Origin of the sequence: Burkholderia metallica, from assembly GCF_001718555.1 — a bacterium.
GTDB lineage: Bacteria > Pseudomonadota > Gammaproteobacteria > Burkholderiales > Burkholderiaceae > Burkholderia > Burkholderia metallica.
The window spans coordinates 548,117-575,018 of the sequence record NZ_CP013403.1 but is presented as its reverse complement, the minus strand read 5'-3'; the positions used below and the strand labels follow the sequence as shown (position 1 = coordinate 575,018).

23 protein-coding genes and 1 pseudogene are annotated in these 26,902 nt (G+C 70.1%); 11 read left to right on the top strand and 13 right to left on the bottom strand.

Annotated features, from left to right (window positions below; genetic code table 11):
* Position 1: 1 nt before the first annotated feature.
* The 3 genes from WJ16_RS22355 to WJ16_RS22345 form a co-directional block, all read right to left on the bottom strand.
* The gene (locus WJ16_RS22355) at positions 2 to 3,049 is read right to left on the bottom strand and encodes a DUF802 domain-containing protein (RefSeq protein ID WP_069259266.1); all 3,048 of its coding nucleotides are present in this window, start codon (positions 3,047 to 3,049) and stop codon (positions 2 to 4) included.
* A 10-nt stretch (positions 3,050 to 3,059) separates the two neighbouring features.
* Positions 3,060 to 3,803, bottom strand: a complete 744-nt coding sequence (locus WJ16_RS22350; protein WP_069259265.1) for a DUF3348 domain-containing protein — start codon at positions 3,801 to 3,803, stop codon at positions 3,060 to 3,062.
* 353 nt (positions 3,804 to 4,156) lie between these two features.
* On the bottom strand, positions 4,157 to 4,795 hold the full coding sequence (locus tag WJ16_RS22345) for a LysE family translocator (protein ID WP_069261083.1): 639 nt from the start codon (positions 4,793 to 4,795) through the stop codon (positions 4,157 to 4,159).
* 151 nt (positions 4,796 to 4,946) lie between these two features.
* Here WJ16_RS22345 and WJ16_RS22340 point away from each other — a divergent pair, with 151 nt between their 5' ends.
* Positions 4,947 to 5,411 carry a GNAT family N-acetyltransferase gene (locus tag WJ16_RS22340; RefSeq protein WP_069259264.1) on the top strand — a complete coding sequence of 155 codons (465 nt, stop codon included), beginning with the start codon at positions 4,947 to 4,949 and terminating at the stop codon, positions 5,409 to 5,411.
* Positions 5,412 to 5,642: 231 nt separating this feature from the next.
* On the top strand, positions 5,643 to 7,022 hold the full coding sequence (locus WJ16_RS22335; RefSeq protein ID WP_069259263.1) for an FAD-containing oxidoreductase: 1,380 nt from the start codon (positions 5,643 to 5,645) through the stop codon (positions 7,020 to 7,022).
* A 203-nt stretch (positions 7,023 to 7,225) separates the two neighbouring features.
* On the opposite strand, the gene WJ16_RS22330 is transcribed toward WJ16_RS22335, so the two are convergent.
* Complete coding sequence (locus WJ16_RS22330) at positions 7,226 to 8,119, bottom strand: SDR family oxidoreductase (protein WP_069259262.1); 894 nt, start codon at positions 8,117 to 8,119, stop codon at positions 7,226 to 7,228.
* Positions 8,120 to 8,214: 95 nt separating this feature from the next.
* Here WJ16_RS22330 and WJ16_RS22325 point away from each other — a divergent pair, with 95 nt between their 5' ends.
* Entirely contained in the window at positions 8,215 to 9,072 is an 858-nt protein-coding gene (locus WJ16_RS22325; protein ID WP_069259261.1) for a helix-turn-helix transcriptional regulator, read from the top strand.
* An 83-nt stretch (positions 9,073 to 9,155) separates the two neighbouring features.
* On the opposite strand, the gene WJ16_RS22320 is transcribed toward WJ16_RS22325, so the two are convergent.
* The 4 genes and pseudogenes from WJ16_RS22320 to WJ16_RS34995 form a co-directional block, all read right to left on the bottom strand.
* A complete protein-coding gene (locus tag WJ16_RS22320) occupies positions 9,156 to 9,539 on the bottom strand; it encodes a hypothetical protein (RefSeq protein ID WP_069259260.1) in 384 nt (127 codons plus the stop codon).
* Positions 9,540 to 9,825: 286 nt separating this feature from the next.
* Positions 9,826 to 11,165, bottom strand: a pseudogene (locus WJ16_RS22315) (serine hydrolase domain-containing protein).
* 46 nt (positions 11,166 to 11,211) lie between these two features.
* Positions 11,212 to 11,607 carry a BON domain-containing protein gene (locus WJ16_RS22310; RefSeq protein WP_069261082.1) on the bottom strand — a complete coding sequence of 132 codons (396 nt, stop codon included), beginning with the start codon at positions 11,605 to 11,607 and terminating at the stop codon, positions 11,212 to 11,214.
* A 38-nt stretch (positions 11,608 to 11,645) separates the two neighbouring features.
* Positions 11,646 to 11,891 carry a hypothetical protein gene (locus WJ16_RS34995; protein WP_157126846.1) on the bottom strand — a complete coding sequence of 82 codons (246 nt, stop codon included), beginning with the start codon at positions 11,889 to 11,891 and terminating at the stop codon, positions 11,646 to 11,648.
* Between the two features lie 107 nt (positions 11,892 to 11,998).
* Between WJ16_RS34995 and WJ16_RS22300 the strand changes: the two genes are divergently transcribed.
* Complete coding sequence (locus WJ16_RS22300; RefSeq protein WP_069259258.1) at positions 11,999 to 13,336, top strand: MFS transporter; 1,338 nt, start codon at positions 11,999 to 12,001, stop codon at positions 13,334 to 13,336.
* Positions 13,337 to 13,485: 149 nt separating this feature from the next.
* On the opposite strand, the gene WJ16_RS22295 is transcribed toward WJ16_RS22300, so the two are convergent.
* Both WJ16_RS22295 and WJ16_RS22290 read right to left on the bottom strand, forming a co-directional pair.
* Positions 13,486 to 14,496 carry a 3-hydroxybutyryl-CoA dehydrogenase gene (locus tag WJ16_RS22295; protein ID WP_069259257.1) on the bottom strand — a complete coding sequence of 337 codons (1,011 nt, stop codon included), beginning with the start codon at positions 14,494 to 14,496 and terminating at the stop codon, positions 13,486 to 13,488.
* Positions 14,493 to 15,599: an NAD/NADP-dependent octopine/nopaline dehydrogenase family protein gene (locus tag WJ16_RS22290; RefSeq protein WP_069259256.1), complete on the bottom strand. Its 1,107-nt coding sequence runs from the start codon at positions 15,597 to 15,599 to the stop codon at positions 14,493 to 14,495. The genes WJ16_RS22295 and WJ16_RS22290 overlap by 4 nt, the downstream gene beginning before the upstream one ends.
* Before the next feature lie 149 nt (positions 15,600 to 15,748).
* Here WJ16_RS22290 and WJ16_RS22285 point away from each other — a divergent pair, with 149 nt between their 5' ends.
* On the top strand, positions 15,749 to 16,723 hold the full coding sequence (locus tag WJ16_RS22285; protein ID WP_069259255.1) for an AraC family transcriptional regulator: 975 nt from the start codon (positions 15,749 to 15,751) through the stop codon (positions 16,721 to 16,723).
* Positions 16,720 to 17,757 (top strand): LysR family transcriptional regulator, encoded by a 1,038-nt coding sequence (locus WJ16_RS22280; RefSeq protein ID WP_069259254.1) that lies wholly within the window; start codon positions 16,720 to 16,722, stop codon positions 17,755 to 17,757. The genes WJ16_RS22285 and WJ16_RS22280 overlap by 4 nt, the downstream gene beginning before the upstream one ends.
* Before the next feature lie 44 nt (positions 17,758 to 17,801).
* Here WJ16_RS22280 and WJ16_RS22275 read toward each other — a convergent pair whose 3' ends face one another.
* The gene (locus WJ16_RS22275) at positions 17,802 to 18,920 is read right to left on the bottom strand and encodes a porin (protein ID WP_069259253.1); all 1,119 of its coding nucleotides are present in this window, start codon (positions 18,918 to 18,920) and stop codon (positions 17,802 to 17,804) included.
* A gap of 412 nt (positions 18,921 to 19,332) precedes the next feature.
* Here WJ16_RS22275 and WJ16_RS22270 point away from each other — a divergent pair, with 412 nt between their 5' ends.
* Both WJ16_RS22270 and WJ16_RS22265 read left to right on the top strand, forming a co-directional pair.
* Positions 19,333 to 20,730, top strand: coding sequence for a spinster family MFS transporter (locus tag WJ16_RS22270; RefSeq protein WP_069259252.1), 1,398 nt, complete (start codon positions 19,333 to 19,335; stop codon positions 20,728 to 20,730).
* 158 nt (positions 20,731 to 20,888) lie between these two features.
* Complete coding sequence (locus WJ16_RS22265; RefSeq protein WP_069259251.1) at positions 20,889 to 21,878, top strand: PDR/VanB family oxidoreductase; 990 nt, start codon at positions 20,889 to 20,891, stop codon at positions 21,876 to 21,878.
* 44 nt (positions 21,879 to 21,922) lie between these two features.
* Here the strand turns inward: WJ16_RS22265 and WJ16_RS22260 are convergent, their stop codons facing one another.
* The gene (locus WJ16_RS22260; protein ID WP_069259250.1) at positions 21,923 to 22,843 is read right to left on the bottom strand and encodes a LysR family transcriptional regulator; all 921 of its coding nucleotides are present in this window, start codon (positions 22,841 to 22,843) and stop codon (positions 21,923 to 21,925) included.
* A gap of 138 nt (positions 22,844 to 22,981) precedes the next feature.
* Here WJ16_RS22260 and WJ16_RS22255 point away from each other — a divergent pair, with 138 nt between their 5' ends.
* From WJ16_RS22255 to WJ16_RS22245, 3 genes are all read left to right on the top strand, one after another.
* A complete protein-coding gene (locus WJ16_RS22255; protein ID WP_069259249.1) occupies positions 22,982 to 24,265 on the top strand; it encodes an aromatic ring-hydroxylating oxygenase subunit alpha in 1,284 nt (427 codons plus the stop codon).
* Complete coding sequence (locus tag WJ16_RS22250; RefSeq protein ID WP_069259248.1) at positions 24,262 to 24,765, top strand: aromatic-ring-hydroxylating dioxygenase subunit beta; 504 nt, start codon at positions 24,262 to 24,264, stop codon at positions 24,763 to 24,765. Before WJ16_RS22255 ends, WJ16_RS22250 begins: the two co-directional genes overlap by 4 nt.
* 65 nt (positions 24,766 to 24,830) lie before the next feature.
* Complete coding sequence (locus WJ16_RS22245; protein ID WP_069259247.1) at positions 24,831 to 25,217, top strand: tautomerase family protein; 387 nt, start codon at positions 24,831 to 24,833, stop codon at positions 25,215 to 25,217.
* 44 nt (positions 25,218 to 25,261) lie between these two features.
* Here WJ16_RS22245 and WJ16_RS22240 read toward each other — a convergent pair whose 3' ends face one another.
* On the bottom strand, positions 25,262 to 26,815 hold the full coding sequence (locus tag WJ16_RS22240) for a sensor histidine kinase (RefSeq protein ID WP_069259246.1): 1,554 nt from the start codon (positions 26,813 to 26,815) through the stop codon (positions 25,262 to 25,264).
* Positions 26,816 to 26,902 lie beyond the last annotated feature (87 nt).

Sequence of the window (26,902 nt, the reverse complement as noted above, 5' to 3'; positions counted from 1 at the left end):
GTTACGCTCCGACGGACGCCCGCCGGCCGGCGAGCTGCTGCAAATCTTCGACGATCTGCTTCTGCGACATCATGCTCAGGTCGATCACCTCGCGCGCCTGCGCGACGTAATACTCGAGCTGCTCGTCGCTACGCGCGAGCGACTTCTCGAGCGCGGCCTCGATGCGTTGCAGATGGGTCAGCAGCTTGTCGTTCGATTCGCCGAACACCTGCACGGCGGCGCCGAACGCATCGCCGAGGCTCGCCACTTCGACGGCACCGGCCGTGACCTGCGCGGCCACCGAGTCGAGCTTGCGCGTTTCGGCATCGACGGTGTCGTTGAAGCGCGCGCCGACGCGATCGAGCAGGTCGACCGACGTGCTGACGAGCGCATCGATCGCGGTGCGCTGTTCGGTCGACGCGTGATTGACCGCGCCGAGCAGCGTTTCGAGCGTCGCGAGCAGACGGCTGCGCTCCTCGAGCATCGCGGTATCGTGCGCGAGGCTGTCGGACAGGCGCTGACGCAGCTCGGCGACGACGTCGGCCGCGGCCTTCGGCGCCTCCGATGCAGCCTGCACGAGACGCGCGATCTCGTTGATCGTGTCGCCCGCATGCACTTTCGCCTGCGCGGTGATGTCGCTCGCGGTGCGGGCCAGCGTGTCGCAGATGTCCTGCTGACGCGTCGCGGCCTGCGCGCTCGCTTGCGCCCATTCGTCGCGCAGCGCGGCGGCCATCGCGGCGAGCGAGTCGTTCCATGCGGCGAGGCGTGCTTCGTCGCGCGCGGCCAGTTGCGTCTGCAAGCTCGCGTGCGAATCGCGGATCGTCGACAGCAAGTCGTTCGAGCGTTGTTCGAACGTCGCCGCCTGTGCGCTCAGGTCACGCGTCGTTTGCGCGAGCGCGTCGCAGATTTCCTGCTGGCGGCCCGCGCTGTGCACGCCCGCACGCTGCCATTCGTCACCGAGCTTCGCGGCCATCGCGGCCAGCGAGTCGTTCCATTTCGACAAGCGCTCTTCATCGCGTGCGGCAAGCTGCGTTTGCAGGCCCGTATGCGAATCGCGGATCGTCGACAGCAGGTCGTTCGAGCGTTGCTCGAACGTCGCGGCCTGTGCGCTCAGGTCACGCGTCGTTCGTGCGAGCGCATCGCAGATCTCCTGCTGGCGGCCCGCGCTGTGCACGCCCGCGCGCTGCCATTCGTCGCCGAGCTTCGCGGCCATCGCGGCCAGCGAGTCGTTCCATTTCGACAGGCGTTCTTCATCCCGTGCGGCAAGCTGCGTTTGCAGGCCCGTATGCGAATCGCGGATCGTCGACAGCAAGTCGTTCGAGCGTTGTTCGAACGTCGCGGCCTGTGCGCTCAGGTCACGCGTCGTTTGCGCGAGCGCGTCGCAGATTTCCTGCTGACGGCCCACGCTGTGTGCGCCCGCGCGCTGCCATTCGTCGCCGAGCTTCGCGGCCATCGCGGCCAGTGATGCGTTCCATGCAGACAGGCGTTCTTCATCGCGTGCGGCAAGCTGCGTTTGCAGGCCCGTATGCGAATCGCGGATCGTCGACAGCAGGTCGTTCGAGCGTTGTTCGAACGTCGCGGCCTGTGCGCTCAGGTCGCGCGTCGTTTGTGCGAGTGCGTCGCAGATTTCCTGCTGACGGCCCGCGCTGTGCGCGCCCGCCCGCTGCCATTCGTCGCCGAGCTTCGCGGCCATCGCGGCCAGCGAGTCGTTCCACGCGGCGACGCGTGCTTCGTCGCGCGCGGCCAGTTGCGTCTGCAGGCTCGTGTGCGACTCGCGCATCGCGGCGAGCGTCGCACCCGAATGGCGTTCGAACGTCGCGGCGGCTTCGCCCAGCGCACGCGCATGCTGGCCGGCGAGCGCCTCGCCGACCTGCTCCTGACGCGACAGCGCATCGCGCCACGCGTCCGAGAGGCGGTTTTCAGTCGATTCGAGGCGCGTCGCGACGCCGTCGAGCAGATCCGTCGAACGCTGCGCGAACGTATCGGTGAACTGGCCGAGCGTCGTCTGCAGCTGTTGCGCGACCGCGTCGCCCGCGCGGCGCTGTTCGTCGAGCGCACGGTTCCAGACGGCCGTCACGTTGCCGGTGGTCTTTTCAAAACCGTCCGTCAGCCCGTCGAGCTGACGTTGCACGGCGCCCGTCACGGTGTCGCGCAGCGCGGCCATTTCCTGCGCGAGCCCCGTCATCGTCGCGGCGACGACCGGTTGCAGCGCGGCGCCGGCCACGCGCGCGCTTTCGGCGGCGCTTTCCTTCAGCGCGTCGCCGACGTTCGACGCGAGGCCCGCATACGCGCGCTCGGTCCGGTCGAAAAACGCCTGCTGGCTTTCGAGCTGGCGATCGTGCAGCGCGACGCTGCGCGCCTCGAGCGTCGTCATCATCGTCTGCAGCCGGTCGACCAGCGCCGGCATCACGTCGGCCTGGCGCTGCAGCAGCCGGAACGATTCGTCGCGCTGGTGCGCGGACGAATGCACGCGCAACGTCGTCGCGATCTTCGCGTCGAGCTGCTGCGCCGCGTCGATCCGCTCGCGGCGCACGAGCGCGGACAGCAGCCCGAGCATCGCGGACGTCGCGACGCCGGCAATCGACGTGCCGAACGCGAACCCGAGGCCCTTCACCGGCGCGATCAGCGATGCGCGGATCGCGTCGAGGTCGGTCGCGCTTTCGAGCGCGGCGCCCGTGCCCTTCAGCGTGACGACCATCCCGAGCAGCGTGCCGAGCATGCCGAGCAGCACGAGCAGGCCGACGAGGTACGGCGTGAGCGCCGGGCCCGGCAGCGCGACGCGCGCGCCTTCGACCCGCGCACGCACCGCGCCGCGCAGGCCCGGGTGCAGCGTGTCGAGCCACGTGTCGAGCTTCGCGGGCGGCTCGGTCAGGCCGGCGACCGCGCGCGACAGCGTGGCGGTGGCCTGCCGGTAGCGCAGCAGTTCCCATGCGCCGGCGACGTAGCACGCGGCGATCAGCAGCGTGACGGCCGCCGCCAGCGGGTTCGACGCGGCATAGCCGGCGCCGATCCAGCCCACAGCGAGCAGACCGGCGACGAAGACAACGAGATCAAGGCGAATTCTGGACATAGCGTGTTGATTAGCTGGTGCGAAGGGCCGCGAGCAGCCCGTCCACCGTTTGAAACCGGACTTCGAGTTCGGCCAGCAGGATGCTTTGCATCTCGTCGCGAAACGTCTCAAGCCATGCGCCGGGCACGAGCGCCGCGACGGCCTCGGCCGGCTCGACTGCCGCTGCGGCGGCTTCCGCATCGGCCAGCGCCTGCCGCTCCGCGTCGCGCAGCCGCCCGAAACGCGTGGCGAGCAGCGCGGGCACGGCCGACAGCAGGCTGCGCTCGCGCGCGCCGAGCACGCGCTCCATGATCGCGTCGAGCGTCGCGAGCCGCGCCATCCCGGACGAGCGCGCGGCGACCGCGACCCGCAGGCGGCCGCGCAACTGGCCGATCGCCGTTTCCATGTCCTGCTGCAACGCCAGGTAACGCTGGCGGAAGTCGGCGAAATCGGCAGTGTCGGCGGCCGGCGGCGGCGGATCGCCGGGCCGGCGCCGCGCGCGCGGCCGGTTGGCGGCCGTGATCGCCTGCGCGAGCTCGTGGCGCACGCGCGCGCAGTCCCGCTCCGCGTCGTAGCCGCGCACGCCGGCCGCGACGCCGGGCGCGCTCGCGTTCAGCGCGGACGACAGCGTGATCGCGTCGGTCCAGCCGAGCCACTGGCTCAGCCGGTCGGACAGCGTCTGCCGGGATTCCGCGACGTCGGCATCGGCCACGCGCGCGAGGAGCCGGACGAGCGCCGGGCCGCTCAGCGCCGGGCGCGGAGGTGCTTGCACCATGCTGCAAACCGTCAAAAAAGGCAGCAGTTTACACGTCGTCGGGGAGCCGACCGCCGGAATCGGGGGAGCGGCGCCGTCCGGCGCGGCGCGCGACGGACGCGAACGCCCGCCCGGCAAGGCTCGGCGGGCGGCGGCGGGACTTGGGAACATCGCCGGCGGCGGCTCGGCCAGCCGCCGGATCGGGGCGCCGGTTGGGTCGACGGGTGAGTCGGGCGGAATGAACGGCGCTTTCTTATCCCGGACGCGCGTTAGCGGGACGGTTCAAGCCGCTCTCGCCGTTCGAACCATTCGCTCCGGCGACCGCCCACGAAACCGGCCAGCCGCCGTGCGATCCCGCCCGAAAACGAAAGCGCTCAGATCCCCGCTTTCGGCGCGTTCAGGATCAGCCGCAGCCCGAGCAGCGTGATCGCGCCGGCGGCGACGCGGTCGACCCACTTCTTCGCGCGCAGATAAAGCTCCCGCGGCCGGCGCGTGGAAAAGCACAGCGCGACGATCGTGTACCAGCCGAACTCCACGCCGAACACGAGCGGCGGCAGCGCCAGATAGCACCACACCGGCGGATGCTGCGGGAGCAGCGCCGCGAAGATGCTGCCGTACCAGATCGCCGTCTTCGGGTTGCTGAGCTGCGTCGTGAGGCCCGTCAGGAACGACTTGCGGGCGCTGCCGCCCGCCATCGCCTGCGGATCGTCCATCGCGATCGGCCGGTCGGCGCCGCGCCAGATCTTCGACGCCATGTAGATCAGATACGCACCGCCCGCCACCTTGAGGCCCACGTACAGCCATTCGACGGCCTGCAGCAGCGTATAGAGCCCGGCCAGCGCGACGCCGCCGAATACGATGCCGCCGATGCCCATGCCGAGCGCGGTGGCCAGCCCGTCGCGACGCGACAGCCCGATCGAATTGCGGGCAACCAGCACGAAGCTCGGGCCCGGGATCATCGCGCCGAGAAACAGCGCGGCCAGGATGGCGAGTACGGCGGCCGATGCAGTCATCGAAGTCTCCTTGATGAGCGACGCCGAATCGCCGGCGCCTGCGTGTCGTTTCCGATGGTCGAAGCGCCGATTCTGGCACGCTTCGGACATGACCGAAAGCGGCGTTGCGCTGCTATGCTGGCCCTGTTTCCCGCGATTCGCACCGCCCGCCATGATCGAGATCCGCGCCGCCCGCTATCCCGACGATGCCCGCGTCGTCGAGGCAATCTTCCGCGAGTACATCGCGAGCCCGACCGTCAGCCTCGCATTCCAGGACTACGAGCCCGAGATCGCCGCGCTGCCCGGCAAGTACGCGGCGCCGCGCGGGTTGCTGCTGCTCGCGTGGCGCGGCGAGCGCGCGGTGGGCTGCGCGGCGTTTCGCGAGATCGACGCGACGACCTGCGAGATGAAGCGCGTCTATGTGCGTCCCGACGCTCGCGGGCTGAACGTCGGCCGCCAATTGGTCGAACGGCTGCTGCACGACGCGAAGGCAGCCGGCTATGCGCGCATGTGTCTCGACGTACTGCCCGAGTTCGTGGCCGCCCGGCAACTGTATGCGTCGCTCGGCTTCACGCCCGCGCCGCCCGTCGCGTTCAACCCTGTGCCGGGCACCGAGTTTCTCGGGCGCGATTTGTAGTCCCGCCGTCGACACCCCGTTCCTCCTTTCGACAGGACACTCCGTCATGCGTGCTTTCCGCCTGTCCATCGCGCCAACCAAGTGGAAATACCTAGTCCGTCGGCATTCCGTGTGTCGACGCGCGCCTCGCGGCAACCGGCCCGCGGGTCTACCATAGGCGCTTGCCGTCGCGCGGCAGGCAGCTTGCGTGCGCGTCGCTCCGCAGGTGAACCGCACAGGAAGGAGTACGTCATGACGCAACACTTCGACGCGATCGTCATCGGCACCGGGCAGGCCGGACCGCCGCTCGCCGCGCGGCTATCCGCCGCCGGCCTGAAAGTCGCGATCGTCGAGCGCGGGCGCTTCGGCGGCACCTGCGTGAACACCGGCTGCATTCCGACCAAGACGCTGATCGCGAGCGCGTACGCCGCGCAGCTCGCCCGGCGCGCCGGCGAATACGGCGTGTCGGTCGGCGGCCCGGTCACCGTCGACATGAAAGCCGTGAAGGCGCGCAAGGACCAGATCTCCGGCCGCTCGAACCACGGCGTCGAGCAATGGGTGCGCGGCCTCGCGAACACGACCGTGTTTCAGGGTCACGCCCGATTCGAGCGCGCCGATACGGTGCGGGTGGGCGACGACGTGCTCGAAGCGGCGCGCATCTTCATCAACGTCGGCGGGCGCGCGCAGGTGCCGGACATGCCGGGCCTCGACACGGTGCCGTACCTGACCAACTCGACGATGATGGACGTCGACTTCCTGCCCGACCATCTCGTTATCGTCGGCGGCAGCTATATCGGGCTCGAATTCGGTCAGATGTATCGCCGCTTCGGATCGAAGGTCACGATCATCGAGAAGGGGCCGCGCCTCATCCGCCGCGAGGACGAAGACGTCTCGCAAGCCGTGCGCGAGATTCTCGAGAACGAAGGAATCGACGTGCAACTCGACGCGAACTGCCTGAGCGCGCGGCGCGACGGCAACGGCGTGGCGGTCGGCCTCGACTGCGCGGGCGGCGGCCGCGAGGTCGCGGGCTCGCACCTGCTGCTCGCGGTCGGGCGCGTGCCGAACACCGACGATCTCGGGCTCGACCGGGCCGGCGTCGCCACCGACGCACGCGGCTACATCACCGTCGACGAGCAATTGCGCACGAACGTGCCCGGCATCTGGGCACTCGGCGACTGCAACGGGCGCGGCGCGTTCACGCACACCGCGTACAACGACTACGAGATCGTCGCGGCGAACCTGCTCGACGACGATCCGCGCAAGGTGTCCGACCGCATCACGGCCTACGCGCTGTACATCGACCCGCCGCTCGGCCGCGTCGGCATGACGCTCGCGGAAGCGAAGCAGACGGGCCGCCGGCTGCTCGTCGGCACGCGCCCGATGACGCGCGTCGGACGGGCGGTCGAGAAAGGCGAAAGCCAGGGGTTCATGAAAGTGATCGTCGATGCGGACAGCCACGCGATCCTCGGCGCGTCGATCCTCGGCGTGACCGGCGACGAAGTCGTGCACGGGATGCTCGACGTGATGGCTGCCGGCGCGCCGTACACGACGATCAGCCGCGCGATGCACATCCACCCGACCGTGTCGGAGCTCGTGCCGACGCTGCTGCAGGATCTGCATCCGGTCGAATGACGCGCGGCGCTTGATCGTCCACGCGCCCGCGACGGGCGCGCCGAAGCCGCCGATCGAGAGCACGTTCGTCCGCATTCCAAAACATCATGGAAGCGCATCGATACGCGGAAACCGATGCGCAAGTCGGGAAGATCGTCGTCGCAATCTGAACGCCGCGAGCGCGGTGTGCCGGTCAAACCCGACCGATCGCCGCGCCCGCGCGCTCAGGTTTCGAAATACCGCGGCCGGTCGATATCGGCCAGCAGCCCGGGCTGCGTCGGCGCCCAGTCGAGCGATGCACGCGTGCGCTCGCTCGTCGCGGGCGCATCCATTCCCGCGAACATCGCGAACCAGCCGAAGTGCTCGCCGGCTTCCGCCGTCGTTTTCGCGACGACCGGCACGTTCAGCCGGCGGCCGATGACCTCCGCAATCTCGCGGAACCGCACGCCCGTATCGTCGACCGCGTGATAGCGCGCACCGGCCACGCCGCGCTCGATCGCGAGCCGGTACACGCGCGCCGCGTCGAGCCGGTGCACGGCCGGCCAGCGGTTGTCGCCGTCGCCGATATAGGCCGACGCCCCTTTCTCCCGCGCGAACGCGATCAGGCGCGGCACGAAGCCGTGATCGCCGTCGCCATGCACGGACGGCGGCAGGCGCACGACCGACGCATGCACGCCGCGCGCTTCCAGCGCGACCGCCGTCGCTTCGGACGCCCGCGGGTACGACGACGACACCGGTACGTGCGGATCGTCTTCCGTCGCCGCGCGCCCGGGCGCGACGAGCGCGAGGCCCGACGTGACGACGAGCGGCCGCGCCGAGCCCGCGAGCACCGCGCCGATCGTCTCGATCGCGCGACGGTCGAGTTCGCAGTTCTGCGCGAAGCGCGAGAAGTCGTGATTGAATCCCGTATGAATCACCGCATCGGCGGCTTCGGCGCCGCGCGCGAGGCTGTCGGGGTCCTCCAGCGACCCGCGATGGACGTCGGCACCCGCGGCCGCCACCGACGCGGCAGCCGCGTCGGACCGCGCGAGACCGAGCACCGAGTGCCCGGCGGCAATCAGTTCGGCGACGACGGCGGAGCCGACGAATCCCGACGCTCCAGTCACAAAGACACGCATGTTCAAACCCTCCGGATGGCATGGAGGCTTACTATCCGTCGATGGCCGCGCACGGTGAAGTCGTGACGGTTTACCGGTAAACGAACTAACAGGATATGGCTGACACCCGCGACAACCTGCTCGGCGCGTACCTGCGGGACCGCCGCGAAAAACTCGACCCGGCCGCGCTCGGCCTGCCGGCCACCCGCCGCCGCACGCCCGGCCTGCGGCGCGAGGAAGTCGCGCAGCGCGCGCACGTGAGCGCCGCGTGGTACACGTGGCTCGAACAGGGGCGCGGCGGCGCGCCGTCGGCCGACGTGCTCGACCGGCTCGCCCGCGCGCTGCTGCTGAACGACGCCGAGCGCGAGCATCTGTTCCTGATCGGCCTCGGCCACCTGCCGGAAGTGCGCTATCACGCGAGCGGCCAGGTGTCGCCGCGCGTGCAGCACGTGCTCGATTCGCTCGACGCGAGCCCCGCGATCGTGCGCTCGGCGACGTGGGACGTCGTCGCGTGGAACGACGCGGCGGCCGCAACGCTGACCGACTACGCGACGCTCGCGCCGGAACGGCGCAACATCCTGCGGCTCATCTTCGTCGATCCGCGCGTGCGCGGCGCGCAGGCGAACTGGGAACGCGTCGCGCGGTTCGCGGTGGGTGCGTTTCGCGCCGACGTCGCGCGCGGCGGCGCGACACGGGCCGTACAGGCGTTCGTCGACGAAATGCGCGCGGCGAGCGCGGAGTTCGACGCGCTGTGGCGCGACCACGATATCCGGTCGCACGAAGAAGGAACCAAGGAGATCCACCATCCGGCGGTCGGGCGAATCGCGCTCGAATATTCGGCGTTCGCGGTGAATGGGCGGCCCGACCAGACGCTCGTGATCTTCACGCCGGAAACGGCGGCCGACCGCGCACGCGTGCGGTCGCTGGTGGCCGCACGCGCGCAGGCGCTGGCCGGGCAGATGCCCGTTGCATGACGGCGCGCAATTTCGTCTGACGAAGGCGCCGTAGCGCCGTATCGGCGCCCGCTACGCGCGATACGGCGACCGGAAAATGTCGGTTACGCCGCTCGCTGCAACAGGTCGGTGGCGAACGACTTCGCATGCTCGACGGCTTCCCGCGCGTCGCCGAATACACCGAGCTGATCCCAGTGCTCCTCGGCCGCATATGTGCCTTTCACCGCAAGCGCCCGCTGCACGCTCAACTGCGCGGCGTATCGGCCGTCGTCCAGCGGCCGCGCCGTCGCGACGACCTTGTGCGGCGGGCTCGCGCGCTCCGGCTGGATCAGCTCGACGGCGCCGTCGGCCACGCCGATGTTCATCAACTCGTTCCGGGCCTTGCAGTCCGGGCAGTAGAAGCACCAGCCGGCATCCTCGCGATGAGGCCTGACCTGCCCGCGTGCCAGCACGGCACGGCATTCAACGTTTTCGCAGATGAACGGCATGGCAGTCTCCGAAGTTGTTTGACGGAAATCCTAGCATGTCCGTCGGCGCGCAACCACCGGCATCGGCATCGACCGGATTCCCGGCCGGCCGCCCCGGATCGCCGCGCCGCTCGATGCATACTCGATGCATACGCGATCGACCGTTCCGCACCGCATGCCACGCCCATGCCCGCTTTCTCGACTGGATGGCGATCAACGCGCGCTGCGCGCAATGGATACGCGCCGGAACCGGCAGATCGAGCGGTAATCCCGCGGCGGCCCCTTCGCGGCCACGGTTGTAACCGCGTTACCGCAGTTGGTGCGCCACCGCTCGCGCCACCGCACTCAATGCATCGCCACGCTCGAGCGCCGCACGCGGCCGTGCCGCCGCGCCCTGCGCATCGAGCGCGCGCGGCGCGAAGTCGGGCGACGACGAGAACTTGACGATCGTCAGCGCGCTCTTCGGCTCGACGAGGATCGACTGGCCGAACCGCCCCGCCGCCGCGAACGCGCCCTGACCGTCGTTCACCTGGTACCAGTAGTCGCGATACGCATAGCCGTCCTTGCCGGCGACCACGTTGCCCTTCGCGAACAGCGCCGCGTTGTGCGCGGGCTGCAGCGCCGCGCGTATCGCCGCGGCGGGCAGCGCGCCGCGTGCACCGGCGAGCCCGGTGCGCACGCGCTCGGCAAAGCGCGCGGCGTCGCGCAGCGTCGTGTACAGGCCCCGCTCGCCATCGCCATCGCGTTGCGGTCGACGACGCCGTAGGCGTCGTCTTCCGCGAAATCGCGCCACAGCCAGCGCTCGACCAGCGCGCTCCACGACTGCCCCGTCGCGCGCTGCATCGCCCATGCGACGGCTTCCGGCGACCCGCTCTGGTAGAACCACACGCTGCCGGGCGCGACGTCCGGCACGCGTCGCACGGTCAGCAGGAAATCGGCGATGCTGGCCGGTGCGCCTTCGCGGTGCGGCAGCAGCCCGACCGCGCCGAACAGGCCGAGATCGGGCGGAATGCCCGGCGCGTACGCGGTGGGCACTTCCATGTCCAGGTTCTGCGGCAGCGTGGCGCTGCCGAACGGCGTGTCGGCGAGTTCCGGCACCGTGCGCGAGAGCGGCGCGCCCGCGTCGAGCACGCCCGCTTCGATCATCTGTGCGACGAGCAGCCCCGTCACCGATTTCGTCATCGACGCCCATGCGTGCGGCTGGTCGGGCCGGAACCCGTCGAAGTAGCGCTCGTAGACGATCCGGCCGCGCTGCACGACGATGAAGCCGTCGGTGTGCGTCGCGCGCAGGTAGGCATCGAGTGTCAGCGTCTCACCGCCGATCGTCACGGGCAACGCGTCGAGGCCGGGCGCCGGCCGCTCCGGCAGTGGCATCGGCGCGGCCGCGTGCCGGATGCCGGCCGTCGGCGCGAGCAGCCGCGTGTTGCACAACGCCCAGCGCAGGCGCGCCGGCGTGAACGCGTTCGCCTTGTCGACGATCTGGTCGGCCGGCGGCGGAAAACCCTGCATCATGCCCGGCGTGGCGCCGTCGATTGCAGGAGGTGCGGCGTGCGCGGTCGCGGCAAGCGCGAGGCCGCCGGCTGGCGTGAACGTGCCGGCCAGCCGGCCGGTGCGCCGGACAGCGGTGAAGCGTCGACGAAGTCGCATCGGATCATGTCTCGTAGTGAAAGGAAAAACGACCGCGCGCGGCCACTCACGGCTGCTGGCCGTCGATGCGCAGCAGGTTCGACACCGACGCGCCCCCGTCGACGCGCCGCGCCACCGCCGCCGCGAGATTCGCCTGGTTCGTATCGGTGACGGAACCGCCGAGCGTCACGCCGCCGTCGCGCACCCGGACGAGGATGCGGGTGGCATTCAGGTTCTTCGTGCGCGCGAGCGCCGTGCTGACGCGGCGCTGCAGCTTGCGATCGGCCGCCTTGCGTTGTGCCGGCGACAGGCCGGCCGACGCAGGCGGCTGCGCCGACGCCTGCACGGCCGCGTCCGCCGAGGCCGGCACCGCCGCGCTCGCGGCTTCGGGTTGAGCATGCGCGGCGACGGTCAAGCATGTCGCCGTCAGCAGCGCCGCAGCCAGTCGGGATGAAGTTCGCATCATCGAATCGCACTCCTTAAAACTGTTGAAAGAACACCTCAGAACTGCGTCATCAGCCCGACCGTCACGCCGGTCGTCGCGCTCGCGCCGCGCCGCAGGTTCAGCGCCGCGAGCGTCGCCGGGTCGAGCATGACCTGCGGGCCGGCGAACTGAAACTGGACCGCCGCATCGGCGCGATGCATCGCGCGGGCGCGTAAGTGCCGCCGCTCGCGCAGCGGATGATCGCGCTGCTGCGGGACAGCGCGGCAGCGCACGCCGACCATCATTTGCGGGAGTGATGACACGCCCCTTTTTCTGCGGATTTGACCGGGGCCGGCGGGGCCGACAACACTAACCCGCAGTGCCGCACACAGACAGACGGCACGCGCCCGCGTCCCCTTCAGAGTCCGCCATGTACCCGACCGACACCGTGCAATCCCCGAGCGCCGTCCGGCCGCTCGCCGACCGGCCACTGCGCCGGATCGTCATCGCCTCCGTCGCCGGCAACGCGATGGAGTGGTACGACTTCTTCGTGTACGGCACGGCCGCGGCGCTCGTGTTCGGCCACGTGTTCTTTCCGCCCGGCGCGTCGCCGCTCGCGGGCAGCCTCGCCGCGTTCGCGGCCTTCGCGCTCGGCTTCGTCGCGCGGCCGCTCGGCGGAATCGTGTTCGGCCATGTCGGCGATCGCTACGGGCGCAAGGCGTCGCTCGTGTGGACGCTGCTGATCATGGGCGCGTCGACCTTCGCGATCGGGCTGCTGCCGACCTATGCGCAGGTCGGCGTGTGGGCGCCGGCGGCGCTCGTCGCGCTGCGCCTGCTGCAAGGCGTCGCGTCCGGCGGCGAATGGGGCGGCGGCGTGCTGATGATCAGCGAGAACGCGCCGCCGGAGCAGCGCGGCTATTACGCGGCGTGGAGCCAGCTCGGCGTGGGCGGCGGCTTCGTACTGTCGTCGGCCGCGTTTCTCGCCGCGCAGGCGCTGCCGGACGACGCATTCCGCACCTGGGGCTGGCGGCTGCCGTTCCTCGCGAGCATCGTCATCTTCGCGATCGGCATCTACATCCGCCGCCATCTGCCCGAAAGCCGCGACTTCGAGCAGGCCGGCAAGCAGGGCGCGCACACGCCTCTGCCGATCGTCGCGTGCATCCGGCGTCATCCGAAGGAAATCCTGCTCGCGATGGGGCTGCGCGTGGCCGAGAACGGCGGCGCCTACATCTTTCTCGCGTTCTCGCTCGTCTACGGCAAGTACGTCGGCATTCCGAACGGCGTGATGCTGACCGGCGTGATGATCGCGATGATCGTCGAGATGGGCGCGATGCTCGCGTGGGGCCGGCTGTCCGACCGGATCGGCCGCAAGCCGGTGTACCTGATCGGCGCACTGAGCCTCGTCGCGTGCGCGTTCCCGTTCTTCTGGCTGCTCGATACGCGCGCGACGCCGCTCGTCTGGCTCGCGCTGACGGTCGGTACAGCCGTAAGCCACGGCGCGATGATCGGCACGCTGCCCGCGCTCGTCGGCGAGCTGTTCAGCACCGAGGTGCGCTACTCGGGCGTCGCGCTCGGGCATGAAGTCGCGTCGATCTTCGCGGGCGGGATGTCGCCGCTGATCGCGACCGCGCTGCTCGCGCGCTATCACGCGTCGTGGCCGGTGTCGCTGTTCCTCGTCGCGCTCGGCCTCGTGACCGTCGCGACGCTATGCGTGATGCGCGAGACGCGTGTCGTGCCCGATGCCGGCAACCGCGGCGATCCGGCATGAGTGCGCGGACGGTTCCGGGGCTGGGGCCGGGCGCCGCCGCGCCGATGGCGATGCGGTTACCGTTTCCGGCCGGTAGGCGACGCGCCGGTTCGCTGCGCCGCGCACGCGCCGCTGCGGCACCGGGCGCGCTCGCGGCCGCGACGTCCGGGCTACGCGTCGCCGCCGCGCCGCGCGCCGTCGAACACCGGCGCGAGTCCCAGGTGTTCGAGCAGCCGCGCGAATTCGCCGAGCCGCTGCCGCATGTACGCGGGCACGTCCACGTTCGCGTAGTCGTGGAAGCCCGCGCCGGTACGCACGCCGTCACGCCCGGCTTCCATGTTGCGCACGACGCTCGCGGCCGGCGCGAAGCGCGGGCCGATCTCGCCGGCCAGGTACCGCGACGCGTAGTACAGGATGTCGCAGCCGCCCCAGTCGATGAACTCCAGCAGCCCGAGCACCGCGAAGCGCGGGCCGAAGCCGGTGCGGATCGCCGTGTCGATGTCCGCCGCGCTCGCCACGCCTTCCTCGACCATCCGCGCGGCCTCGTTCATCGCGAGTGCCTGGATGCGCGGCACGATATAGCCGGGCGCCGGCCCGCAGATCACCGGCTTCTTGCCGACGCGTTCGAGCAGCGCGGCCAGTGCGTCGACGACGGCCTGATTCGTCGCGTCGCTGCGGCTGATCTCGACGAGCGGCATCAGCAGCGCCGGATTCAGCCAGTGCGCATTCAGCATCCGTTCCGGGTGCGCGACATGGCGCTGCAACGCGGTGACGACGAACGTCGACGTGGTCGACGCAATCGTTGCATGCGCATCGACATGCCCGCCGAGCCAGCGAAGCGCGTCCGCCTTCGCATCGAGCACTTCGGGGAGCGCCTCGAACACGATGCGCGCATCGCGCACCGCGTCGGCCGCGCCGTCCCGCGCGACGATCGCGATACGCGCGAAGACCGCGTCGACCTGCGCGGCATCGATGCGGCCGAACGCGACCTGCGCGTGCAACGGCCGGGCGATCTCGTCGCGCGTGCGCGCGTCGAACGCGCTTTGCGCGGCCGCGTCGCGCCGCTTGAAGTCGATCAGCGTCACGTCGATCCCGGCAAAGGCGAACACGAGCGCGATCCCCTGCCCCATGCGTCCCGCGCCGAGCACGTGCACGCGCGTCACATCGGCGCCCGCCCTCATGCCGCGTACCCCGCGTCGAGCAGCGTGCGCATCGCGTCCGTCGACAACGCCGCGAGCCCCAGCCGTTCCAGCGTGCGGCCTTCCGCATACAGGTCGCGCACCGCGACCGCGCTCGCGATGCTCAGCAGCCCTTGCGCAACCGGTGTGGGCACGCCGGCGCGGCGCCCGCACGACACGATGAACGACAGCCCGAGCCGGGTGTCCTCGAGCATGTAGCGATGCGTACGCAGATCGATCTTCTCGCGCCAGTCGCCGCTATCGGTCAGCTTGCCGTGCGCGCCGCGCCCGTACATCCACTCGTCGCCGTCGGTCGCGTAGTGATCGGCGAGCGGGAAATGCGGCGCGCGATAGCCGAGCGCTTCGCGCACGGCGATGCGTTCGGCGTCGAGTGCGTTCGTCACGCGCCGGATCGACGGCTGCGTGCCTTCGTTGTGAATGTCCCACGCGTCGAAGTGTTCGAGCGGCCCGGCGTTCATCAGGATCAGCGGCGGGTGAATCACGGGGCCCGCGTTCATCAGCGCGCCGGACAGCGCATCCTCGACCGGCTCGACCGACGGATAGCCCGCGCGCAGCACGTCGAACGCCCAGCCGGCCGCCTGCGCCGGAAACACGCCGGTCGGCAGACGCGTCGCGTACGCGCTGATCACGACGTCGTTGTCGCCGTGCTTGCGCACGAGGTACGGCAGCGTGCCCGTTTCGGCGAACGCGACGCGCGCACGGTTGCCCGCGTCGGCCGCCGCGCGGGCGAACACGACGCTGCCGAACGTGCCGGGCGGCAGGAACACGACCTGGCCGTCTTCCAGCAGCGGCGCGACCTGCGCGGCGAGCGCGTCGTGCGACGTGGCCGGCAGCGGCACCACGACGAGCTGCGCATCGCGCAGCGCGGCCGCGAGATCGTCGGTCAGGCGGATCGCGCCGCGCGCGTCGCCGAGCGGCACGGTCCGCGTGCCACGATAGTCGGTCACGTTCAGCACGCCGAGCTCGCGCAGCCGCGCGTGGGGCGCGCGATCGCGCCGCCACCACGTCACGTCGTGGCCCTTTTCGAGCAGGTCGATCGCCGCCGCATGGCAGCCGTGGCCGCCGCCCAGAACACATGCCTTCATCGTCTTCTCCCGGTGATTGAGTGCTTCCGAGACTACGCGGCCGCGTCGCCGGCGTCGCTTCAAAACGCGCAACGGCACGCCCGTTCACGCAACGCAATCGCGGCGATGCGCAGGCCGCCGCGCCCCCGCATCCGCTACGAGGCCCATGAATGGACATCGCCCTTTCACGCCATGCGCCGAACCGGCTCGGCACACTGCAGGCGCCCGACGAAGTCGAACGCGCGGTCGCGTACCGGCTCGGCCCGCACCGGATGGCCGCGTACGGCCGCGATCCGTTTCATGCGGAGCTGTATGAAGTGCCGCTGCATCACGGCGCGCTACTCGAACTGTGCTACGGCCGCGAAACGCGCATCGATTTCGGCGACGACGCCGATCACTTCCTGTTCAGGCTGACGCTCGCGGGCACATGCGAGCTGCAGGCCGGCCGCGCAGTCGCGCGGGCGGGCCCCGGCGAACTGACCGTGTCGTCGCCCGCGCTCGCGAGCCGCCTGCGCACGAGCGCCGACTGCCGCAACCTCGTGCTGCGGCTCGAACGCGGCGCGCTCGAACGCAAGCTGCAGCACATGCTGCACGCGACGCTCACGCGGCCGCTGCAGTTCGACCTCGCGGCCGGCGGCGCCAGCGCGGGCGCGGCGCTCGCGCTGCCGACCTTCGAATACCTGTGCCGGCTCGGTGCGCAGCCGGGCATCGGCACGGCCGCGACGAGCTTCGGTGCCGACCTCACCGCGTGGCTGATGTCGCTGCTGCTCACGCACCTGCCGCATTCGTACAGCGATGCGCTCGCGCGCGGCACGCCGCCGTTGCCGGCGCACGTGCGCCGTGCGTGCGATCACGTCGATGCGCACCTCGGCGAGCCGCTCGCGCTCGCCGCGCTGGCGGCCGTCGCCGGGGTCGCGCCGCGCACGCTGCAGCACGCCTTCCGCGCGTTCCTGCACACCACGCCGGCCGCGTACGTGCGCGAACGCCGGCTCGCCGCCGTGCACGCGGCGCTACAGCGCGGCGACGCGCGCAGCGTGACCGACGTGCTGATCGCGCACGGCATCCACGGCTTCGGCCATTTCGCGAAGGCATATGCGCGGCGTTACGGCCACGTGCCTTCCGTCACCGCGAGGCAGACACGATGACGCATACCGCTCCCGGCCGCCCGGCGGCCCCGGCCCGCCCCGAACCCGCGCCTCACGACGGCGATTCGCCCGACGGCCTGCGTGTGCAGGACCTCGATCTCAACCTGTTGAAGACGTTTCGCGCGGTCTACGAGGCGCGGCACGTCGGCCGCGCGGCGCTGCGGCTCGGCGTCACGCAGCCGTCCGTCAGCTACGCGCTCGGCCGGCTGCGGCTGATGTTCCGCGATGCGCTGTTCGTGCGCACCGGCACCGGCGTCGAGCCGACGCCGCGCGCGCAGCGGCTCGCGATATCGGTCGACAAGGCGCTCGCGATATTGCAGGACGTGCTCGACGAAGGCTCGCGCTTCGCGCCCGACAGCACGCAGCGCGTGTTTCGTCTGCACATGAGCGATTTCGCGGCGAGCGCGTTCCTGCCGACGCTGCTCGCCGCGTTCGACCGGCGCGCGCCGGGTGCCGTGATCGAGACGCTGCACGTCGACGAATGCCAGCTCAACGTCGCGCTCGAATCGGGGCGCATCGACTTCGCGCTCGGGCAGTTCGCCGACGCGTCGAGCCACTTCCGGCGCGCCGCACTGCTGCACGAGCGCTGCGTGCTGCTGATGCCGCGCCGCACCGCGCAACGCATGGCGTTGCCCGACGATTACGTGCTCGACGGCGCGGCGCCCGACGCGCTGCGCTTCGTCGCGGTCACGTCGCATCCGCAATCGATGCAGTTGCTGGAGCGTCACGCGCTGATGCCGCGGGTGCGCGCGGCGCTGCCCGATTTCATGGTGGTGCCCGCGCTGCTGCAGGACGGCGACTATGCGCTGATCCTGCCGGAGACGATCGCGATCACGTTCGCGGCGCGGCAACCGTGCGCGCTGTACGAGATCGCCGATGCCGGCGAATGGGCCGTCAATGCGTACTGGCACCGGCGTTTCGACGCCGACCCCGGCCATCGCTGGCTGCGCGCGCTGCTGCTCGAACTGTTCAACATCGGCGAGCGGGCGCCGTTCGATGCATGGCTCGCGCCGCAGCCGCCTGCCTGCGCGTAGCGGCGCAGGTGGGCACGCGCGCGGGCGCGGTGCGGCCGGCGCCGTCAGAACGCCGTGAGGATGCCCGCGACGATCGAGCTGGCGGTCGCGCCCGGCCGGGCGACCGCGACGCCGCCGCCCGCCGCGCCGTTCACGACGAAGCGCGCATGCGCGCCGTTGCGCACCATCGCGGCGCCCGTGTACAGCACCGTGCGCTTCGACAGCGGATAGTCGAAGCGGATGCCGTACGAATCGGCGTTGCCGTCGCTGTCGGCAACCTTGCGGTAATGGCCGACGCTCAGCAGCAACGATGCACGCCCGATCGGCACCGTCGCGCTCAGCTCCATGATGTCGCTGTGCGGATACGCGCTCTGGCTGTCGATCGCGGTCGCGACGTCGGGGCCGCCGCGATGGCGCATGTACAGCGCGGCGACCTTCACGACGCGGAAGTCGTACGAAATCGCGCCGAGCGTGTAGTTGCCGTTCGCGGCCGGGCTCGTGTCGCCGAGCGCGGACGCGGCCGCCGGGCTGAACTTCTGCTGCATGTAGTCGACGTCGACCGACAGCCCGCCGCGCACGTAGTTGAGCCCGGCGCCGTACGTGTCGCCGAGCGTCGCCGGCTGTCCGGCCGCGCCGTTGGCGCCGCGCGCGGCCATCGCGCGCAGCATGAGGCCCGCGTAGCGCGGCGACGTGTAGCGCATCGAGTTGCGCACGCGCAGGAACGCGGGCCCGACGAAGTTGTTCGTCGCATTGCCCCACGCGAGCCCCGCGCCGAGGCCCGGCAGGCTGTACGTGACGAGCGTCGTGTGCAGGATCGTGTAAAGCTCGCCGAGCTGCACGCCGCCGAACGGCCCCGTGATGCCGACCCACGCCTCGCGGCCGAACAGCGCGCTGCTGTTCGACAGTGCGCCGCTGGCCGCGTTGAAGCCGTCCTCGAGCTTGAAGATCGTCGCATAGCCGCCGCCGAGATCCTCGGTGCCCCTGATCCCCCACTGCGACGCGAACGGATTGCCGCTGCCCATGCGCGTCACGTGGTTCGGCCCGGCGTTCGCGTATTCGATCGCGGTGTCGATGCGGCCGTAGAGCGTCACGCTCGACTGCGCGGCGGCCGGCAGCGCGATGCACGCGAGCAGCGCGGCAAGCGGTACGGCAAGCCGGTCGGCCCGCCCGTTCGGTTGGTTCATGTTGGTCGTCCCGTAGAAGTGCCGGCGCCGTTCGGCTGCGCGCCGCGTGGTGTGAGGCGCGCTCGCCGCAACGGGCCGGCGCTGCCGATCGAAAACGGGCCGAGTCTAGGAACGACAATTTCGGACGTCGACGCAATGCGCTCTATAACGCTTATAGATGCGTCGCATGATGCGCAAGCGCCCCGCTGCAGGCGCGCTGCGCGGCGGCCCGCGCGCGCGACCCTGGTGTTTTCTTTATCCGGGTCGGTAGATGCCCGTGTGGCGGCGCTGTCACTCCGGCTATGGCGGCCGAATTTGGCCGACTACGCTGCGTCTCCGACACGTGCCCCCGCACGCTTTCGCGCCGCGCAGGCGCGCGGCCCGCAAGGCCGCCGCCCCGCGCGTTTCCCCCGCCCGCTCCTGGAGAATCCGCATGTCCGCATCCACGGCCCGCGCTGCCGACGGCAAGCGCTATACGTACGAATGGTATGTCGTCGTCATCTGCATGCTCGCGTACGTCTTTTCGTTCGTCGACCGCCAGGTCCTCGTGCTGATGATCGAACCGATCAAGCGCGACCTGCACCTGTCCGACACGCAGTTCAGCCTGCTGAACGGCTTCGCGTTCTCGCTGTTCTATGCGGTGATGGGGCTGCCCGTCGCGTATCTCGCCGACCGCTACGCGCGCCCGCGGATCATCTCGCTCGGCATCGCACTGTGGAGCGTCGCGACCGCCGCGTGCGGGATGAGCCAGCATTTCGTACAGATGTTCATCGCGCGCATGGGGGTGGGCGTCGGCGAGGCCGCGCTGTCGCCCGGCGCGTATTCGATGCTCGCCGACTACTTCCCGAAGGAGAAGCTCGGCCGCGCGATCGCCGTGTATTCGCTCGGCTCGTTCATCGGCGGCGGCGTCGCGTTCCTGATCGGCGGCTACGTGATCGCGCTGCTCAAGCATGCGAGCGCGTTCACGCTGCCGGTCGTCGGGCAGGTGCATGCGTGGCAGGTCACGTTCCTGATCGTCGGGCTGCCGGGGATCCTCGTTGCGCTGCTGTTCGCCGCGACCGTGCGCGACCCGCAGCGCAAGGGGCTCGCGCAGGATCGCTCGGGCGCCGTGCGGCGCGTGTCGATGCGCGATTCGCTGCGCTTCGTCGGCACGCATCGCGCGACCTTCTCGTGTCACTACCTCGGCTTCTCGTTCTACGCGATGACGCTGTACTGCCTGCTGAGCTGGACGCCCGCGTTCTATATCCGCCGCTTCGGAATGACGGCCGTCGAAGCCGGCTACACGCTCGGCATCGTGCTGCTGGTCGCGAACACGGCCGGCGTGTTCTGCGGCGGCTGGCTCAACGACTGGCTGCTGCGGCGCGGCCGTGCCGATGCGCCGATGCGCGCCGGCGCGATCGGCGCCGCGTGCATGGTGATCCCCGCGACGCTGTTCACGCAGCTCGACAGCCTGCCGGCGTCGCTCGCGACGCTGGTCGTCGCGATGTTCTTCGCGTCGTTCCCGATGCCGACGTCGACCGCCGCGATGCAGACGCTCGCGCCAAACCAGATGCGCGCGCAGATCTCCGCGCTGTTCCTGCTCGTGTCGAACCTGATCGCGCTCGGAATCGGCACGACCGTCGTCGCGCTGTTCACCGACCGCGTGTTCGGCGCGCCGGCGGCGGTCGGCCATTCGATGTCGATCGTCAACGTCGCGGCGGCCACGCTCGCCGCGCTACTGCTCGCCGCCGGGTGCCGGCACTATCGCCGCAGCCTCGATCGCGAACGCGGCCATGAGTCGGCAGCCGCACCGCACGCGGCCGAAGCAGCCAGCGCGATCGCCGCGCGCTGAATACGGCGCACATTTTGCGTCGCGACCATCATCCATCCGGCTGATTCAGGCATCGTTTTTTTATCGATTTGATTTATGCGATGCCCGTCCCTATTCTCGATCGCATGACGGCGCGGGCCCTGCCGCGCCGTATTTTCCTTACCCCACGGATTTGCCCCATGCAAGCACACCGCCACCAGGTCCGGATCGACGCGCTGATCGACGCGGCGCAGGACATCCGCTGTTTCCGGGTTTCGCGCGTCGACGGCCAGCCGTTCGACGCGTACGAACCGGGCGCCCATATCGACGTCACCGCGCCGTCCGGCATCACGCGGCAATACTCGCTGTGCGGCAACCCGGACGAGCGCGGCAGCTATCTGTTCGCGGTGAAGAAGGAGGCGCAGTCGCGCGGCGGCTCGCGCTCGCTGCACGACGACGTGCGGGTGGGTGCGGAGCTGTCGATCGGCGCGCCGCGCAACCTGTTTCGTCTGGCGAACGACGCGAGCGAGCACGTGCTGATCGCGGCCGGCATCGGCATCACGCCGTTGCTGTCGATGGCGTATGCGCTGCACAAGCGCGGCGCGCGCTACCGGCTGCACTACTTCGCGCGCAGCCGTGAGCACGCGGCGTTCGTCGACGAACTGGCGGCCGAGCCGTTCGCGTCGCACGTGACGTTTCACTACGGCATCGAGCCCGATGCGCTCGCGGCCGAACTGGGCCGCTGCGTCGAAGCGGTCGATGCGCACGCGCATGTCTATACGTGCGGCCCGGGGCCGTTCATGGATGCGGTCGTCGCGGCAGCCGCGACGCACGTGCCCGACGATGCGATCCATCTCGAACGTTTCGCGGCAGACCCCGTCGCCGCCGATGCGGGCCGCGCCGAAGCCGGTGACGGCCCGGCCGACGGCTTCGAAGTGCGCCTGCAACGCAGCGGCCAATCGGTGCGCGTCGCGCCCGACACGTCGATCGTCGACGCGCTCGCGCGGATCGGCATCGAAGTCGACACTTCGTGCGGCGAAGGCGTGTGCGGCACCTGTATGGTGCCGGTGATCGACGGCGAGCCCGATCATCGCGACCACTGTCTCAGCAAGGCCGAGCGCGCGAGCAACACGGTGATCTGCTGTTGCGTGTCGCGGGCGCGTTCGCCGGTGCTCGTGCTCGATCTTTGACCGGCGGCGCAACGCATCACGCATCACGCATCACGCATCACGCATCACGCATCGTCGAACCGCTCGACGAGCTCGGTCAGCAGCGAACGCATCCACGCATTCCCCTCGTCTTCATGAAAATGCTCGTGCCAGTGCATCGTCACCGGCGCGGGCGGCAGCACGACGGGCAAGTCGTACAGGCGAAACGCGTTGTCGCGGTTCAGGATCTGCGCGAGCCGCTTCGGCAGCGTCGCGTACAGATCGGTGACCGACAGCACGCTCGGCAACGCGACGAAGTGCGGCACTTCGAGCGCGATGTTGCGGCCCACGCCCTGCGCGCGCAGCGCGTCGTCGAGCGCATGATGGCTGTGCTCGACCGACTTCACGTTCACGTGCGCGGCACGCACGAACTGCTCGAGGCTCAGCGCGGCCGCCGCCGGCAACCCGCGCCGGCGCCCCGTCATGCACACGTAGGTTTCCTCGAACAGCACCTGGTGCCGCGTGCGCGGCATCAGCTCGGGCAGGTTGCCGATCGCGAAATCGAGCCGGCTCGCGCGCAGCGCTTCCTCGATCTCCTCCACCGGCAGCGGCTGCACGCTGAGCGTCACGCGCGGCGCCCGCTCGCGCAGCGCCTGGCAGATCGCCGGCAGGTACGCCATCTCGCCCGCGTCCGACAGCGACAGCCGGAACGTGCGCGTGCTGGTGGCCGGATCAAAGCGCTCCGCATAGCGCAGCGCCACGCGCACCATGTCGAGCGCCTTGCCGACGATGCCCGCGAGTTCCAGTGCGACCGGCGTCGGCTGCATGCCCGAGCGCGTGCGCACGAACAGCGGATCGTCGAACAGCGTGCGCAACCGGCCGAGCGAATAGCTGACGGCCGGCTGAGACAGCGCGAGCCGCTCGCCGGCCTTCGTCAGACTGCGCTCCTCGACGATCGCCTGGAACACGCGCAGCAGGTTCAGATCGAGATGATCGACCGACGTCATCGTAGCCTCCATCATTTGCCGTATTTATTGATCCGCCAATTTTAGATCAATTTGACGGATATGTAGCGGAAGACGAGACTGGGTACTCGATACCGCGCGCGGCGCGGCCCCTTTCGCGACTCTTTCCCCACGACAACGATGAGCGACATTGCCTACCAGACGATCGACACCCGCGCGTTGCATGGCCTCGCGCAGCCCGACCGCATCGCGCCAGCGATGTATCACGATCCCGCGCTGTTCGAAGCCGAGCTCGAGCGCATCTTCTACCGCACCTGGATCTGGGTCGCGCACGAAAGCGAGCTGCCGAACCCGGGCGACTTCGTCACGACGACGATCGGCCGCCAGCCGGTGATCGTCGTGCGCGACAGGACCGGCGACATCAACGTGCTGCAGAACCGCTGCCGCCACCGCGGCGCGACCGTGTGCGAATCGCACAAGGGCAACGCGAAGGGCTTCACGTGTCCGTATCACAGCTGGTCGTACGCGCTCGACGGCACGCTGCGCGCGCTGCCGTACGGCGACGGCTACGAAGGCGTGTGCGAGAAAGGCGAGCTGCCGCTCGTGAAGCTGCGCGTCGGCGTGTACCAGGGGCTGATCTTCGCGAGCTTCAACGACGCGATCGAACCGCTCGAGGATTTCCTCGGCGGCGCGAAGCCGTGGATCGACCTGTTCATGAAGCAGGGCGCCGGCTACCCGATCAAGGCGAACGGCGAGCACAAGTTCAAGTTCAAGGGCAACTGGAAGATCCAGCTCGAGAACACGACCGACCTCTATCACTTCCCGGTCGTGCACAAGTCGTGGATGAAGTCGATCGACGACGAAACGGCCGCCGCGATCACGAGCTTCATGACGAGCGAGCACGCGTTCTGCCGCGGGCTCGGCAACGGCCACAGCCTCGCGGTGCTGATGCCCGAGCTGATCGACCTCGACGACGACGACGGCGCGCCGCTGCCCGAGCGCTTCGCGCCGCTCGCGGCGAAGCTCGCCGAGCGCCATTCGCCCGACGAAGTGCGCCGCATCGTGCGTTCGCTGCTGGGTGTCGGCTTCAATCTGAACCTGTTCCCGAACCTCGCGCTGTCGATGGCGTTCTTCCGCGTGCTGCGGCCGATCTCGGCGAACGAAACCGAGATCCGTCACGTCGCGCTCGCGATGGACGGCGGCCCGGACGAAGCGAACCGCGAACGGCTGCGCATCCACGAGCACTTCCAGGGCCCGTTCGGCTTCGGCAGCCCCGACGACGCGGAAGCATGGGAACGCGTGCAGCGCGGCGCGCATGCGGGCCCCGACGTGCCGATCCTCGTGAATCGCGGGCTGAACCGCGAGACGACCGCCGCGAACGGCGAAAAGACCGCGCATGCGACCGACGAAACCGGCATGCGCGAGGCCTACCAGCAATGGCGCAAGATGATGGAGCAACAGTGATGGACGACCGCAACGCCCTCTTTTCCGAGCAGACCTTCGCCCGCGCGGTCGAATTCGTGTGGCGCGAAGCCGAGATGCTCGACCGCCGCGACTATCGCGCGTGGCTCGACCTGTGGGCCCCGGCCGGCCACTACGTGGTGCCGATCGATCCCGACACGACCGATTTCGCGGCGACGCTGAACTACGTGTTCGACGACCACGACATGCGCGAGAAGCGCGTGCAGCGAATGGTGTCCGGCTACTCGGCGTCGGCGACCGACGCGGCGCGCACGGTGCGCACCGTGTCGCGCTTCACGCTGGAAAGCGGCAGCGCCGACACCGTCGAGCTGAAATCGGCGCAGGTCGTCGTCGCGTACAAGCGCGGCGTCGCGACGCTGTTCGCGGCCGACGTCACGCACAAGCTGCACATCGATGCCGAAGGCGAGATGCGGATCGCAGAAAAGGTCGTGCGCCTGATCGACTCGACCGAAGCGCTCAGCGCGATCGGCTTCCTGCTGTAAGCCGTGGCCGGTTCACCGCTGCAAGCGCAAAGGTGAACCGGTCACCTTCACCTTTCCGGACGACCATGCCCACCCTCGAAGTTTTCCTGCCGGCCGGCCACGACGACGCCCGCAAGGCCGAACTGATCGCACGGCTGACCGCGGCGACCGTCGACACGATCGGCGCGCCGCCCGAAGCCGTGCGCGTGCTGCTCACCGAACTGCCGCCGACGCATGTCGGCCTCGGCGGCCGCAGCGCCGCCGACGGCGCACCGCCGTCGCTACCGGTGATCGTCGCGATCCTGATCGCCGGCCGCACCGACGACCAAAAGCGCGCGCTGATCGCCGCGCTGTCCGATGCCGGCGCGCACGTGCTCGATGCACCGCTGCAGGCCACGCGCGTGATCATCAAGGACATTCCGAACACCGACTTCGGCATCGGCGGCCGGACCGCGCGGGCGCTGGGGCGCTGATCGTGCGCCGCGCGCCGCCGCCCGGCCGTGACGCGACGCTGCCGCTACGCGTGCGCACCGGCGAGCGGCAGCGTCACGCGGCAGTCGAGGCCGCCGCCGTCGGCCGGGCTCGCCGCGATCCGGCCGCCGTGGCGCGTCACGATGCTCTTGCACAGCGACAGCCCGATTCCGTTACCGCCGGCTTTCGACGACGAGAACCCGTCGAACAGCCGGTCGTGCGCATCGGCCGCAATCCCCGGGCCGTTGTCGATCGCGCGCAGTTCGGCGCGGCCGTCCACGTTCGCGGTGCCGAGCGTCAGCGTGCGCGGCACCTGTTCGCAACCGGCGAACGCCTCGATCGCGTTGAACGCGAGATTCAGGATCACCTGCCCGATCAGCACGCGCTCGCAGCGGATCGGCAGCGGCGCATCGGCCTGCACGATCGCGACCGTCACGCCGGCCTCCCTCGCGCGCAGCTCGATGAAATACGCGACGTCCGCGAGGATGTCGCGCAGATCGGCGAGCGCGACGACCGGCTCGCGCTTCACGATGAACTCGCGCACGCTCTTGATGATCAGCGCCGCATGCTCGGCCTGCCGGTCGGCGCTGCGCAGCCCCCAGATCGCGTCGTCGATCGCGCCGCGCGCGTTCAGCCGCTGCACCGCGCCTTCGATGAAATTGCGCACGGCCGCGAGCGGCTGGCTCAGCTCGTGCGCGATCACGCTCGCCATCTCGCCCATCGCGTTGTAGCGGCCCGCGTGTTCGAGCATGCGCGCTTCGGCCCGGCGAGCGTCCTCGATCGCGACTTCGTCGCTCACGTCGCGGAACTGCACGAGCAGCCCGTCGAGATCGTCCGCGATCTCGACCTGCCGGCACAGGATGCGCAACCAGCACGGCGAGCCGTCGCGCCGCACGATCCGGTAGCGCTGCGGCGCCGACGGATGCGCGGACGGCGCATCGCGCAGTTGCGCGACGAGCCGGTCGCGGTCGGCTTCCGAGCAGTAGTCGAGCACCGCGCCGAGCGCTTCGTCGGGCGCGAGCCCGAGCACGCGGCGGCCCGACTCGCTGATGAACTGCACGCCGCCGTGCGGCGTCACGACCGCGATGCCTTCGTCGAGGTCCTGCATGAACTCGCGCAGCCGCGCCTCGTAGCGGCGCAGTTGCTGGCGCACCGCCTCTTCCGCGCTGATGTCGCGGAACTGCACCATCACGACGTCGCGCCCGCGCAGCGGCACGTAGGTGGCGGTCGCCTCGGACAGCATGTCGACGCCCGTGCGCGACCGGTAGCACCACTCGTACACCTGCGGCCCGTCGACGCGCGCGCGATCCCACGCGCTCACGGCGATTTCGCGCTGGTATTTCGGCTCGGGGCGCGTCATGTCCGGCGCCTTCAGCGGCAACAGCTCCTCGACGGAAAAGCCGAGCGCGATGCACGCGGCGCGGTTCGCCCACACGATCGCCCGGGTGTGCGCGTCGTGCAGCAGCACGCAGGTCGTCAGCGCGTCGAGCAGCCGGTGGAAATCGTCTTCGTCGGGGAAACTCATGATCGGCACAGGATGAGGCCGCGCGGCATCGCGCGGCCGGAAACCCAACATAGCACCGGCGCGCGCCGCCCGCATCTGAAGATTTCTTTAGTGCGGCACGGAACGTCACCAGTGGCGCGGCCCAACGCACCAATTGCTGCGCGTTTTCGGCGTTTCTAGACT